This window comes from Arthrobacter sp. ISL-48 (genome assembly GCF_018613805.1).
Lineage (GTDB): Bacteria > Actinomycetota > Actinomycetes > Actinomycetales > Micrococcaceae > Arthrobacter.
Map to the genome: position 1 here is coordinate 193,096 of NZ_JAGGPL010000009.1, position 14,510 is coordinate 207,605.

Genomic DNA, 14,510 nt, shown 5'->3' on the forward strand with positions numbered 1-14,510 from the left:
CCATCCATGAAAGTTTAAGCGCAAAGGAGTTTGTCTTGACGGAGTTTGTCACGGAGACCATCAGGTGGGGCATCCTCGGCCCGGGATACATTGCCAGGCAATTCGCAAAGCAACTTCCGTCCAGTCAGACGGGGGAGCTCGTAGCGATCGGCAGTTCCGACCGGACTCGCGCGAAGGACTTCGCGGTGGAAGCCGGTGTCCCGCACGCGATCACCGGCACGTACGAAGAGGTGCTGTCGAGCCCGGACGTTGACGCTGTCTACGTGTCAACCGTGAACACCAGTCACGCGCAGCTCGTTCTGGCCGCGGTGCGCGCAGGCAAACATGTGCTGTGCGAGAAACCGCTCGCGCCGAATCATGGAAGCGTCATGGCTGTTGTCGACGCCGCGCGTACGGCAGGCGTCGTCCTCATCGAGGCCTACATGTACCGGTTCCATCCGCAGACACAGAAGCTCCTCGAGCTCATCAGCGACGGAGCCATCGGGCACGTCCAGCACATCGATGCCAGCTTCTGCTTTGACGTGCCCGAGAAGAAGGGCCGGTTGTTCGACGCGGACCTCGCCGGTGGAGGCATTCTCGATGTCGGTGGCTATCCGGTGACGATGGCACGTGCCGTGGCAGGCGCAGCTTTCGGGCAACCCTTCGTCGAACCCATCAATGTGCGGGCGGCCGGATATGTCGGCAGCACAGGCGTGGACGAATGGGCGGTTGCACGCTTGACCTTTCCCTCCGACCTCACGGCAACACTGCGTGCGGGGATTCGCCTTGAGAATCCCGAAGAGGTGACAATCTCCGGTTCGGAGGGCACCGTGTTCCTCTCTGATCCGTGGACAATTCACGACCGGCAGGAGTTGGTACTCCGGCGTGTGGGGGAGCAGCCGCAGAAGTTCACGTTCGCTTCGGACAACCCGGCCAACAAACCCTACGCTCTGGAGGCCGACGCCCTCGCAAAAGCGGTCACAACCGGCCAGGAGCCCGTTGAGATGTCCCTTGAGGACACGTTGGGAACCTCGGCCGTGCTGGAGCGCTGGCGGGACCAAGTGGGTGTGCGGTTCCCGTTCGAAGTCGATGAGGCCAACATTCCCACCGTCTCTGGCCTGCCGCTAGCTGTAATGCCAGATACACCTATGCGCTATGCGCAGATTCCAAGGCTGGACAAACCGGTCTCCAGACTTGTTATGGGCTGCGACAACCAGCCGAACCTGGCGCACGCTTCGTCACTCTTTGACGCGTTCTGGTCGGCCGGGGGTAACACATTCGACACGGCATGGATGTACGGTCATGACGGTGAAAACGAGAAGCGGTTCGGAAAATGGCTCGCCAACCGGGGGGTTCGCGAGGACGCGGTCGTCATTGTGAAAGGTGCCCACACGCCGCACTGTGATCCCAATTCCCTGTCTCGGCAACTGCTGGAATCCCTAGACCGGCAGGGACTCGAGTATGCCGACGTTTACCTGATGCACCGCGACAATCCCGACATCCCCGTTGGTGAGTTTGTTGATGTACTGGACGAGCACGCCGGCGCGGGGCTAATTACGGCCTTTGGCGGTTCGAACTGGAGCCTGGAGCGGTTCGATGAGGCCAATGCCTGGGCGGCCGCGAATGGCAGGCGGCCCCTCACGGTACTGAGCAACTACTTCGGGTTGGCGGAGGCCTACGACGTCCCCTGGGCTGGATGTCGAACTGCTACCGACCCGAAGTCCAAACGTTGGCTCACGGAACGCGACGTAGCGCTCCTACCCTGGTCTTCACAGGCCCGCGGCTTTTTCGCCCGCGCGAACCCTGACGACCTCACTGACTCAGATCTCGTACGTTGCTTCTACGGCGATGCGAACTTTGAGCGGAAGCGCCGCGCTGAACAGTTGGCAACAGAATTCGGCGTGCCGGCTACGGCTGTGGCGTTGGCCTACGTGCTCGCCCAGCAGTTCCCAACCTTTGCACTGGTTGGGCCACGGTCAATCGCGGAGTATCGCTCCACGATGACGGGTCTCGGCATCGAACTAAACGAGGAACAGACATCGTGGCTGGATCTACGCAACGGCTAGAACCACTTTCAGCGGCTCCGCCCCTACCCCCGCCAACCCTCAAGACGGCTTCGGCCCGGAGGGAACCAGCGCAGGTACCAACACACAGCAACACCCCAACACCACCACCGCACCACACTTTTGATCACATCTAGGAAGGGACGCACCATGACCACATTCCCCAACGGCGCCGGGCTGTCACGTCGAGGTTTCCTCGCAGCAGCCGGGGCGACCGCCGTGATAGCGGCCGGGACCTCCTCCGCCTGGGCCGGAGAGAACTCCGATTCGAAGCAGATCAACGGCTACACCTGGAAGAACGCCGTCATCAACGGCGGCGGCTTCGCGTCCGGCATCGTGTTCAACGAGACCGAGGCGAACCTGATCTACGCGCGCACCGACGTCGGCGGCTGCTACCGCTGGCAGGAGGACACGCGCACCTGGACACCGCTGCTCGACTGGGTGCCGCGCGCGAAGTGGGGCTACCAGTACGTGGTTTCGATGGCCTCCGACCCGGTCGAGACCAACCGCGTCTACGCCGCCGTCGGCGCCTACACGAACGACTGGGACCCCAACAACGGCGCGATCCTCTATTCCGACGACAGGGGCAAGACCTGGGGCATCGCCGAGCTGCCGTTCAAGCAGGGCGGCAACATGCCCGGCCGCGGCATGGGCGAGCGGCTGGCCGTCAACCCCGCCAACAACGCCGAGCTGTACCTGGGCACGCCCAGCGGGAACGGCCTGTGGCGCTCCAAGGACTACGGCCGGACCTGGGCAGCGGTGGCGAACTTCCCCAACCCCGGGAACTTCGTCATCGAGCCCGGCAACATCATCTTGGGCGACAACCAGGGCGTGATCTGGATCGACTTCGACCAGATCGGCGGGAAGATCTATGTGGGCGTGGCAGACCCGGCCGACCCGCTCTACGTTTCGGAAGACGGTGGGGCGACCTGGCAGGCCGTCCCCGGCGCCGCCGAAGCGCTCGGAGCGGTCGACGGGAACCGCACCTTCCCCAACCAGTCCGCAGCGGACGACACCAACGGATACCTGTACATCGCCACCTGCAACGACCCGGGCCCCGGCAACGCTCCGGCCGCTTCGGGCAACGGCGGCAAGATCATGCGACTCGCCACCCAGACCGGCGAATGGACCGACGTCACCCCGCCCTACAACCCGCGCGGCGTGATCCCCGGCTTCGGCGGCATCACCGTCGACCGCCAAAACCCCGGCACGCTCATGACGGTCACGCGCAACAACTGGTGGCCAGACGAAATCATCTACCGCTCCACCGACTCCGGCCAGACCTGGCAGCTCAGCTGGGACTACGCCGAAGGCCAGGACCGTCACGACCGGTTCGACATGGACACCTCGGGCAGCCCATGGCTGTCGTTCAACGGCGAGGACCAGGGCCCGGCATACGCGGTCAAGCAAGGGTGGATGATCGACGCCCTCGCCATCGACCCGCACCGCTCCGATCGCATTATGTGGGGCACCGGCGCGACCATCTGGGGCAGCGACGAGCTGACGCGGTGGGACTCGCAGGGCGATCTGATCGGCAAGGACGAGGCCGGCCTGCGGATCGCCCTGCCGGTCGAGAAATTCACCGTGGGAGTCCGCGCCGAAGGCATCGAGGAGTGCGCGATCATCGACCTCGCGGCGCTCGGCGGCACGCTCTTCTCCGCCGTCGGCGATGAAACCGGCTTCGTCCACACCGACCTCGACAGGGCCGAATCCATGATCGACACCGGCTGGTCCATGGCCACCAGTGTGGACTTCGCCCAGTCCGACCCGGACGTCCTCGTCGCCGTCGGCCAGGGGTACTACGGCAACGAGAAGCGCCACGTCGGCGTCTCCACCGACCGGGGCAAGACCTGGCGCAACACCGGCATCGAAGGCCTCGCCGGCGACCGCCACCCCGGCACCGTCGCGGTCAGCGCCGACGCGTCCAGGATCGTCTGGTCGCCGAGCGACACCGAGATCACTCCGGTGTACAGCACCGACCTGGGCGTGACGTGGACTCCGGTCAAGGGGCTCCCGGCGGGAGCGAAGATCAAGTCCGACCGCGTCAAGGCGTCGGTCCTGTACGCGTTCTCCGGCGGCGCGTTCTACCGCAGCACCGACGGGGGCGCGACGTTCACCGGCACAGGCGCGACCGGCCTGCCCGCCGAAGGCGTCGACGACTTCCGCGTCGCGCCCGGCCAGAAGGGCCACGTCTGGCTCTGCGGCCGCAGCGACAAGGCCGGGGTTGCAAAGGGCCTGTGGCACTCCAAGGACGGCGGCACCACCTGGACCCGCATCCGCGCCGTCGACCTGGCGATCGGCGTCGGCTTCGGCAAGGCCGCCAAGCGGAATGGCTACCCGGCGATCTACACGACGGCCACCGTCGGCGGCCAGGACGGCTTCTTCCGCTCGATCGACGGCGGCACCACCTGGCAGCGCATCAACGACGACGCCCACCAATGGGGCCTCGCCGGGGCCGTCATCACCGGCGACCCCGAGATCTACGGCCGCGTCTACCTCTCCGGCCGCGGCATCATCTACGGCGACATCGCCTGACGGGAGGATGGCCGCCCCGCGCGACGCGGGGCGGCCATCGCCGGCGTGACACCCCGAAAGGAATCCCGATCACCGGAACACACCGGGGTGCCGGCTACGGCTGTGGCGTTGGCCTATGTGCCGGCCCAGCAGTTCCCAACCTTTGCACTGGTTGGGCCACGGTCAATAGCGGAGTATCGCTCCACGCTGACGGGTCTCGGCATCGAACTAGACGAGGAACAGACATCGTGGCTGGATCTACGCAACGGCCAGAACAGCTTTTAGCAGCTGTCCTGACCGTCTGAACACGGTGCCCGGGCTGGCTGTTCTCGCCTCCCCTGGCACCGTGATCTCCACTTTCGGCGGCCTTTCGGCAGGCACTGTTCAGCCCGTTCAAAGGTGCCTAAACTGGCAGGACAATCGTGCGAAGCCTCCCGCCTGTTGCTGACGTCTGTTGCCCCGCGCGGACCAGTCAAGCAAGGAAGCATCATGCGCCGAACAGTACAACGCCGTACCGCCATCGCGTTCATCGCGCTCATGGCATTGCTCGTCCCCACCCTGCCGGCCGCCGCCGCGCCGTTCGCGGACACGGTCATCGACCTCGTCGGCGCCACCTCCGCTGAGGGGATCGCCGCCGGAACGGGAACCACCTTCTACGCGGGGGACCTGGAACTGGGCGATATTTACCAGGGGGACATCCGCACGGGAATGACCGAGCTCCTCATTGATGCCCCCGATGGCAGGATGGCCGTCGGCATGAAGTTCGACGCCGGCACCAACTTGCTGTTCGTGGCGGGCGGCGCCGCCGGCAATGCGTACGTCTACAACACAGCGACGCTGGAACCCATTGCGGAGATCACCTTGACCACGCTGCCGGGTTCGTTCATCAACGATGTCACGCTCACTCCGCGAGGCGCATGGTTCACGAACTCGAAGTACCCGGAGTTGTACTTCGTTCCTTTTGACGGTTTGGACGATCCGGATGCGATCGTGACGCTGTCGCTAACCGATCCGGGACTCGTCCTGGAAGATCCGGCAACACAATTCGGCTTCAATGGCATTGCCTCGGCCAAGGGCGGCAATGTGCTCCTTGTGGCCCACTCGCAGAACCAGGCAATCTACACAGTCGCCCCGGACACCGGCGCGAGTGCGCTGGTGGAAGGCGTGAGCGTGCCGAACGTCGACGGCATTCTGGTGCGAGGCCAGCAACTTTGGGCGGTGCAGAACTTCTCGAACCAGATCAGCCGCATCGACCTCGCTAAAAACTTCTCCTCCGGGGTTGTCGAGGATGTCATCATCAACGAGGAAGCCTTCCAGATCCCAACTACTGCCGCGCTGTTCGGCAACACGCTGGCAGTCGTGAACGCAAAGTTCGACGAGCCGACGGCCACGATATTCGAGGTGGTCCTGGTCCCGGCCCGACTCTAGGCCCTAAAATCCCAACTGACTGGCAGTTAACGTCGTCAAAAAGCCTTTTCGCGACGTCTGCTGCCAGTCAGTTTCGGTTGTCTGGCCTGGATCGAGCGAGAACTAGATGGTCCGCGGTGCGTTGGCCAGGTTCTCCTTGAGTTCTGCCTCGTTCTGGCGGATGACGTAGGCCGGCCGGTCCCGCTCCACCCGCCAGCTTTCCGAGAGCAGGCCGATGTTGACGGTGTCGAAGCCGAACTCGTCGTACAGCCGGGTCACCAGCTCAGCCGCCTCGGGATAGTCACTGGCCGTGGCCAGGGCCCGGCGGTCGGGGGTGCCCACTGGACTGCCGTCTGTGGTGATCTGGGACGCCATGATGTGGTTGAAGCCCTTGGCCACCTTGGAGTCCGGCAGGTGTTCCTGGAGGAGCCCGGAGGTAGTGGCCTCTCCGTTGTCCAGGGCCGGGATGTGGCCATCCCGCTCCCAGTAGTAGTTATTGGTATCAATGACGATCTTGCCAGCCAGCGGCTCCACCGGGATGTCCTTGTAGTTCCTGAGCGGAACGGTGACGACGGCGAAGTCCCCCGCCGCTGCTGCTTCCGCGGGCGTCGAAGCGCGGGCCTTCGGGCCCAGGTCCGCTACGAGTTCCGTCAGGGTTTCCGGGCCGCGGGAGTTGCTGATGACCACGTCATAGCCAAGCTCAACCGCCTTCCGGGCAACCGCGCTACCAATGTGACCTGCACCGATGATTCCTATTGTTGTTGTCATGTCCGGGCCAACAGCATGCCGCTCGCAAATATTTCAGCGGCTGCTCGGGAATAAATCAGCTGAGTCCTCGGCGCCCTGTCCAGGGGCATGAGGGCCAGCCTGGTTCCAGCTGTTGGAGTGCTGTGCACTCCCATCACCTGGCCCAAGAAACTAGTTTGAACAATTTCTACCATTTAGCACGGCTTCAGGCTTGACCATAGCAGAGAGAGGCTGATAGACCTAGAGGCGCAGAAAGCGCTTTCTCTGGTCACGACATTCTTCTGGAAATTCCGACGAAGGATGTCTGCGCAGGAAATGAAACGTTACAAACTTGTCTGGTGCGGCAGAATTCCTGTCGCCAGCATCAAAGGAGATGTTCTTTGGCATACCCCGCGAAGTGTTGCACTCAAGCTCCGGCACAAAGCCGCCGTCCTCGCCTCCGACGCAAGACCAGCCACCTGTGGAAGGGGACGCCGCTGGCTGCAGCGGCGTCCCTCGCAGTAGTGGCCCTGGCCTTCACCGGCGTTCCCTTGGCGCAGGCGGTCCCCGGCCCGGCGGCAGGCGCTCCCGGGCAGGCGTCGGCTCACTCCGGCACTGCCGGCCTCCAAAGGCAGGTGGAAAACCTGGACCGCGCGCCCGTGGCCGTGCTTACGGACCACGGAGTCAGCCTGGGCTGGCGGATGCTCGGCCTGGATAAGGACAGCATTGGCTTTCACGTGATCCGGGACGGTGTGCAAATCACCGAAGAGCCCATCCGGAACAGCACCACTTACATTGATCCGGCCGGAACAGCGTTGTCCAAGTACGTGATCATGGCCGTCGGGAACGGCAATGGCCAGGACAAGCTCACGGACGAGTTTGCTCCGATGCCGCAGAACTACCTGGCCATCAAGCTGGACAAGCCGGCGGACGGCATCGCCAAGGACGGCAAGCCTTACGGTTACTCCGCCAATGACGCCAGCGTGGCCGACCTTGACGGGGACGGCAAGTACGAGGTCATCCAGATGTGGGCGCCGTCCAACGCCAAGGACAACTCGCAGTCGGGCTACACCGGCAACGTCTACGTGGACGCCTACAAGATGGACGGCACCAAGCTCTGGCGCATAGACCTCGGTCACAACATCCGCGCCGGCGCCCACTACACGCAGCTGCTCGCCTACGATTTCGATGGCGACGGCAAGGCTGAGGTGTCGATGAAGACGGCGGACGGCACCACGGACGGGGCTGGCACCGTGATCGGTGACCCGGCTGCCGACTACCGCAACAGTGCCGGTTATGTGCTGTCCGGCCCCGAATACCTCACGGTGTTCAACGGCAGGACCGGGACCATCATGGACACGGTGGACTACGATCCACCGCGCGGCAACGTCTCGGCCTGGGGTGACGGCTACGGCAACCGCGTGGACCGTTTCCTTGCCAGCGTGGCCTATCTCGACGGCGAACACCCGTCCCTGATGTTCAGCCGCGGCTACTACACCCGCACCGTCCTGGTCACCTATGACCTGCTGGGCGGCAAGCTGGTGAAGCGTTGGAAGTTCGATTCGGACGTGGCGGGAGCCGAATACAAGGGCCAGGGCAACCACAACATGTCCGTGGCTGACGTGGACCAGGACGGCAAGGATGAGTTCGTCTTTGGTTCCATGACCATTGACGACGACGGCAAGCCGCTGTACAACACCAAGCTCGGCCACGGCGACGCCATCCACACCGGCGACCTGGACCCGTCCCGTCCGGGCCTCGAAACCTTCGCCGTTCACGAAAGCATGAGCCAGAGCGGTAACCGGGGGGCCACCTTCCGTGACGCAGCCACTGGTGAAGTCCTTTGGAGTATCCCGGCCATCAAGGACACCGGACGCGGTGCAGCCGGCGACATCGATCCCCGCTACGCCGGCGCGGAGGGCTGGGCTGTGGGCGGCGACGCGTCCTGGAACTCCCCGCGCGGGCAGCTGATGTCCGCCAAGGGGGAACTCATTACAGAAAAAATCCCGGCTGCGAACTTCCTGGCCTGGTGGGACGGGGACCCGCTGCGCGAAATCGTGGACCACGATTACAACACCTCCACCTCCACGGGCGTCCCCACTATTTCCAAGTGGAACTGGGAAACCGAATCAAGTGACCGCCTCCTGACCGCCACCGGCGCACGGAGCAACAACACCACCAAGGGCAATCCGTCCCTGCAAGCCGACCTGTTGGGCGACTGGCGTGAAGAACTTGCCTGGCCGTCGTCGGATAGCAGCGAGCTGCGGATCTACACCACTACGGCGCCCACCCGGATGCGGCTCCGCACCCTGATGCACGATCCGATGTACCGGACCGGCGTCGCCCGCGAGAACGTCGCCTACAACCAGCCTCCGCACCCGAGCTTCTTCATCGGCCAGGGTATGGAGACTCCTGCCATGCCGTCAGTCACGTACGCCGGCACCTCCGAGTAGCAGGGCGCTCGGCATCCGGGAACGGCCCTGGCCCGCAAAAACGTTGCGGGCCAGGGCCGTTCGTGCGGTTCAGGGCCGGTCAGCCCGTCCGACGGCGGTCCGGGTCAGTGCTGGCCGAGGTTTCCGCCCAGTGGCGGAAGGCCGCCTGGCCGGCCGTCGTCCTCACGGCGTTCCCCGGCGCTGAGATTTTCGCCCTCAACTGTTTCATCGGACTCGCCCTCGAGGTCCACCATGCCGTTGGTCTGGTCGAAAGTGTGCCCGATCTGCTCATCGCCGCGCTCGGCCAGTGGGTTGTCGCTGGTGCCGGCTGCGGTGGGATCGGTTGAAACCGGCTCCATCGGTACGGACTCCATCGGCATCGGCTCCACGGGAACGGAGGAGTCCATTGGCGCCGGCTCCATCCGCGCGGGTTCCGTGACAGGCGGCATAGGCATGGAGGCGTCCATGCCGGTCACGTCACGGGCCTCATCCGCGTCCTTGTTCGTTCCCGCGCTCATGGCAGCGGCCGCGCCGGCAGCGGCGGCGACCCCGGCCGCCCCGGCCGCCTTGCCGGAGATTCCTGCCTTGCCGGAATCGCCCTGTGATGCTGCCGCGTCCTCAACCCCAGGGGTGCCCACGGATGTGCCCTCGTTGACCGAGCCCCGCCAGGCGCCGCTGGCATAGCCCTCATGTTCGATGAACTCCTTGAACTTTTTCAGGTCTGCCTCGGCCTGGCGCTCTACAACGTGCAGCTTGTCTCCCACCTTTTCGACCCATCCCTCGGGGTCATATTCGAGGGTCAGCCGCAGGGAGGTCTGTCCGCCGCCTACGTCCTCAAACTCCACGGCGCCGGCGTTGGTGGCCCCTTCCGTGGCGGCCCATGCAACCTTGCGGTCAGGAAGCTGCTCCAGGACCTTGGCAGTCCACTTCCTGCGGATGCCCGCGATTTCGGCCACCCACTCCAGGCGGTCATCGCTGAGTTGCTTCACGCTTTTCACGCCGCCCATGAAGTGGGGGAATTCCTCGAACTGGGTCCACTGGTTGTATGCCGTGCTCACCGGTACGTTCACCAGAATGCGTTTTTCCACCTTAGTGCTCACAACGTCTCCTTCGACTTGAACCGGATCTGATGAGGATTTATTAATCATCAGTATGCTTACCATACCGCCGTCGGGAGTCCGGGAGCCAGCCCCAACCAGGTCGCCGTAGATGTCGTTATGGGGCGCCCCCTGACGACATCTGCTGCGACTCAGTTGGGTGGAAAATGCGACGCCGGCAGCCTCCGGGAAGGCTGCTCAGCCGGGCAGATGATCCCCGATGAGGGCCAGGTTTTGGATCACCGCCAGGCCGAACTGGGAGGCGTCGTTGGTGGAGACGGTGGGTGCCTCGTCTACCGGAAGGAGCACGTGCGGAGGCTGGATGGTCTTCAAGGTAAAGGCCGCTTCATGGTTCAGATGCTCCCCGCCCTCGGCGAAACTTTCCCAGGCCCGGGTGGCCAGGCCAGGGTCTCCCAGCCGCGAGGCGGCGTAGGCGCTGAGCCTGCTGTGGGCCTGGGTGAGGTAGATTCCGGCCAGGGGCTGGCCCACGGCCTGGATCTGTTCCTCCTCTGTGGCGAGGAACAGCCGGCAGTACTGCAGCCAGGCGCGTTCGAACTCCTTGTCCGGAACCAGGTCCACCAGCTCGCTGCAGATTTCCACCAGGCCGAACACGGCGCTGAGGTGCGAGACCCGGATGGCTTCCCTCCCGGCGTCGAACCTTCCCTTGTCCAGGTCGTAGAGGGCCTCGCCCGTGAGGAAGCCGTACTTCAGTGCGCCGATGTCCGCCATCGTGCCCAGCAGCCGGTCGCGGGAGCGGGGGTTGCCCGTGCGTTCCCAATCGGTAAGCCACGTCGCTGCGAGGGAACCCCAGTCGGTCCCCAGCCCCACGCCCAGTGCGTTCCGGTCCGGCCGGTAGGTGTCCGCATCCGGGCGGACCTTGCGCACAGGATCAAGGCCCAGGAAGTTCTGGTCGCTGTCCACCAGTTCGGTCAGGAGGTCCCCGGTGCGTTCGTCGGCCGTGAGGTAGTAGTAGAACCGGCGGTAGGCAGGAGTGCTGATGCGCAGCTGCTTGGCGCTGCAGCCCCAGTGCTGCACGTTGTGCCGGGAGCCCAGGCCGCGCCAGGGGCCCAGGTGGTAGACGTCCACCTCGCCGGTGTGCCGCGTCATTGCCTCGGCAAATCGGAAGATATCCGCACGCCCTGACCTCAGGTAGGAGTACCAGAGCCACAGGTCGGGGGAGAGTTCGGAGTTGTCCCAGGCGTAGCCGCCCACGTCGTACCGCCAGACATGCCGGTCGAAGTCATAGGTGTGCATGACGTCGCCGTAGTTCCAGAAGCCGTACCAGCGGCGCTGCTCCACCTGGCCAGTGTAGAAATCGAAGAGGAAGTCCAGCCTGTCCTCGAGTTCGGCGCGGGCCGGGGTGCTGCGGTCCACGGGTGTCCAGTCGCCGAAGACCTGGGCGGAATGGAGGTACTCCGGGGTGGCCTGCAGGAGGGCGGGTGTGGAAGCCGCCTTTGCGTCGGCGGCGAGGCTTTCGGTGGTAGGCGTAGAGCTGTAGGCAAAGAGGTTAAGCTCGTGCGTCCGGGCGATGCCTGTGGGGTTGCCGAAGCCGGGTTCGTAGTCCTCGTAGGTGATTTCCAGGCCCTCAAGCTGTTCCTCAAAGGTGTCCTGGCTCAGGCCGTCATGGTAGAACCTCAGGTCCATGGGCTGGGCTTCCGGCGAGTAAATCCACGCGGTCAGCGAAGCCTCGCCGGTGGCGGCGTTGCCGATGTCCAGCTGGCCGGGGTGGGACTGCCAGAAGTCCTTGATGCCAACGCCCAGGCCGCCGCGGTTGTCGCTGAGGGAGCAGAACCCGGCCGCCCTGGTCCCGCCGGAGATACCCACCCAACCATGATTCGCGGCCGTGCGCTTACGCAGTTCGAAGCCGTCCGCGCTGAGCTGGCTGAGGGTGTAGTCGTTCCAGGCTGGGATCAGGTGGAGCCGCCCGGAGACCTCCTCGTTCCATTCAGCCAGCGGCGGGGTTGGGTCGCCTGCCAACTGGGCCCGGCGGACCTCTTCCCCGGGGTCCCGGCGCAGGCCGGTCAGGCCGCGCACGGCTTCGAGCAGGAATCCACCGTCTGCTCCGGCGATTCTCACGTGCCGGTTGTGGAGCTCGCCCTCGAGGGGAACCGTGAAGCGGACGCCCAGCCCGGCCAGGAAATCCTGCTCGGCATCGCCGTCCCAGATGAACGAGTGGACCATGCGTACACTGCGGGCTCCGGCGTAAAAATAGAGCCGGACTATAAACGGCAGCCAGCTGGGCTTGTCGCTTGTTGCGCTGTCAGGGCAGTGCTTTCCTTCCAGCCGCACCACGGCGCGGATGGGACCGCTCTGTTCAAGCACGACGGCGGTGACCTCACCGGTGAACGCCTCCCGGGCAACAGGTCCAGGTCCATCGGCCAGGCAGTCCTGGAGCAGGCTGACCAGCCGCCCGTCGCGGGCAACGGTGACACCGCCGCGGGACAGGGTGCTGAACAGGGAGCAGCCGCGGCGTTTGATCACCATCTCCAGCGGCCCTGTGGTCACCGTGACACTGTCCTCGGTCTCCATCACCTCCACCTGGGGTGCCGTTCCTGCTTCCGGTGTGGCCCCGCCGTCGGACGTCACCCGGTATTCGGGGGAGGGCGCGTCGGTGGCGGGGAGGGCAAGCCCTGCCCATTTTAGGGATCCGTCGGGCCAGGTGGCCAGGGGCCAGGCCTGGCTCGCGACGGGCTGGTTGTTGGCGTCGCGCACCGTCAGTTCTTCCGGGCCTGCCACCATTCCGCGGGCAAAGGGCATGCCCCAGGTGGTTCCCCCGCTGAGTTCCAAAGGCGCGCCGCCGTCGAGCCACGTGACATGGGTGTTCTGAGTCATTGTGTCCATTCCGTTGTTAGCCGCTTCCGGCTGCCGAGGACGGCAGCACGCAGCCTGCAACTGGTGCGGCACGTGAGAAAGCGGTTTCTGATCCGGGATTTAACGTAGCGCGCTTAGGAATCGAACCGCAAGGGCCGTCCGCGAATATTGCGGGATTGTCCCGGTCCGTCGCTTGCAGGTGGGACTGCGGGTTATCGGGACACGAAGTCGGCGGCGCCCGGCCTACTTGCCCGGGTCAGGTTTACCGGCGTCTTCATCTTCTGTGTCGGCGCCTTCGGCAGGGTCCTGGGAATGCATCCGGAGGTCCGTTGGATCGGCGTCGAGATCCCCTTCGGACGGGGCTTCGCTGTGGATTCGCTGGGCTGCTGACTTCTCACTCATGACTGCTGCTCCTGTGCTGCCGATGGGCTGGGGCGTTGCCTTATCCATCATTCAGCCCCTGCATCTGCAGGCTGTCAAGAACCGTAGCTGTCAACGCTGCGGGCCGACTTTGTCCCGACCGATCTGTGTCGATAACCAGCGTTGGAGATCTGCCATGAGTGCCACGGGTGCATCCAGCTGGATGAGGTATCCGGCTCCGGGGATCATTGTCAACGTACTCCCCGGGATGGAGGCTTGCAGACGCCCTGCCCGGTCGGCGGGGATCCACGTGTCCTCTTGTCCCCAGATGATGTGCGTGGGAGCGCATACGGCGGCCAGATATGGTTCGAGTTCGCTTGTGAAACGCTCATCGGCCTGCGCGATCTGGCGGTAGAAGGCCGCTTGGCCCTCGTGGTCAGCCCAGGGGGCGGCAAGCAGCTCGGCAGCATGAGGTGGGAGTCCGCGATGACTGGCCCCAGCGATGTAGGCATCCAACGCGCCCCGATGCACGGCTGCGGGGAGCTGCGCGAAAACATCCGCATTCTCCTTGACCAAAGTGAAGAAGGGCGACCCCCAGGGCCGCAGCGCGACAACGTCCACCAGGCACAATGACGCAAACGAGCGCCCGTGCAGGAGATGTGCCCGGAGCGACACGGCACCTCCATAGTCGTGGGCGACGACGTGCGGCCGGTCCAGCTCCCAATGCGCCAGAAGCGATGAGAAGGCCTCCCCCTGAACACCGAGGTCGACGTCATGGTGCCGTTCCTTTGAGGATGCGCCGTAACCCGGCATGTCCCAGAGGTAGACGGTGAAGTCACGAGCGAGGGCCTCGGCGAACGGAGCCCACAACGCCGAGGACCATGGTGTGCCGTGGCAGAAGACGAGCGGAGGGCCCTCGCCGGTTGCCCTCCAGACGATCCGCCGGTTGCGCCACGTGAATGTTCTGTCGAGTATCACCGGTCCATGGTCGCAGGGTGTTGCGGGCGTAGCCACGGCGGGATCTGACCGCCTACGGCATTTCGGCGAAGTCATCGACCAGCCGCTGGATGTCGCGGCGGGGTCCGACGGCACCGCCGGGAGTGGTTTCCAGGGCGCCGACG

At 64.7% G+C, this 14,510-nt stretch carries 9 protein-coding genes; 4 read left to right on the plus strand and 5 right to left on the minus strand.

Features of this window, described 5'->3' with window-relative positions:
• Positions 1–35 precede the first annotated feature (35 nt).
• The 3 genes from J7E83_RS11530 to J7E83_RS11540 all read left to right on the plus strand — a co-directional run bounded on the left by J7E83_RS11530 (position 36) and on the right by J7E83_RS11540 (position 5,984).
• On the plus strand, positions 36–2,045 hold the full coding sequence (locus J7E83_RS11530; protein ID WP_214962155.1) for an aldo/keto reductase: 2,010 nt from the start codon (positions 36–38) through the stop codon (positions 2,043–2,045).
• A 147-nt stretch (positions 2,046–2,192) separates the two neighbouring features.
• A complete protein-coding gene (locus J7E83_RS11535) occupies positions 2,193–4,577 on the plus strand; it encodes a sialidase family protein (RefSeq protein ID WP_214962157.1) in 2,385 nt (794 codons plus the stop codon).
• Positions 4,578–5,045: 468 nt separating this feature from the next.
• Positions 5,046–5,984: a hypothetical protein gene (locus J7E83_RS11540; RefSeq protein WP_214962159.1), complete on the plus strand. Its 939-nt coding sequence runs from the start codon at positions 5,046–5,048 to the stop codon at positions 5,982–5,984.
• Between the two features lie 102 nt (positions 5,985–6,086).
• Here J7E83_RS11540 and J7E83_RS11545 read toward each other — a convergent pair whose 3' ends face one another.
• A complete protein-coding gene (locus tag J7E83_RS11545) occupies positions 6,087–6,731 on the minus strand; it encodes an NADPH-dependent F420 reductase (RefSeq protein WP_214962161.1) in 645 nt (214 codons plus the stop codon).
• Positions 6,732–7,090: 359 nt separating this feature from the next.
• Here J7E83_RS11545 and J7E83_RS11550 point away from each other — a divergent pair, with 359 nt between their 5' ends.
• On the plus strand, positions 7,091–9,142 hold the full coding sequence (locus J7E83_RS11550) for a rhamnogalacturonan lyase (RefSeq protein WP_396020536.1): 2,052 nt from the start codon (positions 7,091–7,093) through the stop codon (positions 9,140–9,142).
• A gap of 104 nt (positions 9,143–9,246) precedes the next feature.
• On the opposite strand, the gene J7E83_RS11555 is transcribed toward J7E83_RS11550, so the two are convergent.
• The 4 genes from J7E83_RS11555 to J7E83_RS11570 all read right to left on the minus strand — a co-directional run bounded on the left by J7E83_RS11555 (position 9,247) and on the right by J7E83_RS11570 (position 14,403).
• Positions 9,247–10,221, minus strand: coding sequence for an SRPBCC family protein (locus J7E83_RS11555; protein ID WP_214962163.1), 975 nt, complete (start codon positions 10,219–10,221; stop codon positions 9,247–9,249).
• A gap of 195 nt (positions 10,222–10,416) precedes the next feature.
• A complete protein-coding gene (locus J7E83_RS11560) occupies positions 10,417–13,050 on the minus strand; it encodes a Tat pathway signal sequence domain protein (protein ID WP_214962164.1) in 2,634 nt (877 codons plus the stop codon).
• Positions 13,051–13,272: 222 nt separating this feature from the next.
• A complete protein-coding gene (locus J7E83_RS11565) occupies positions 13,273–13,431 on the minus strand; it encodes a hypothetical protein (RefSeq protein ID WP_214962165.1) in 159 nt (52 codons plus the stop codon).
• Between the two features lie 90 nt (positions 13,432–13,521).
• On the minus strand, positions 13,522–14,403 hold the full coding sequence (locus tag J7E83_RS11570; RefSeq protein ID WP_311379644.1) for an alpha/beta hydrolase: 882 nt from the start codon (positions 14,401–14,403) through the stop codon (positions 13,522–13,524).
• Between the last annotated feature and the right edge of the window lie 107 nt (positions 14,404–14,510).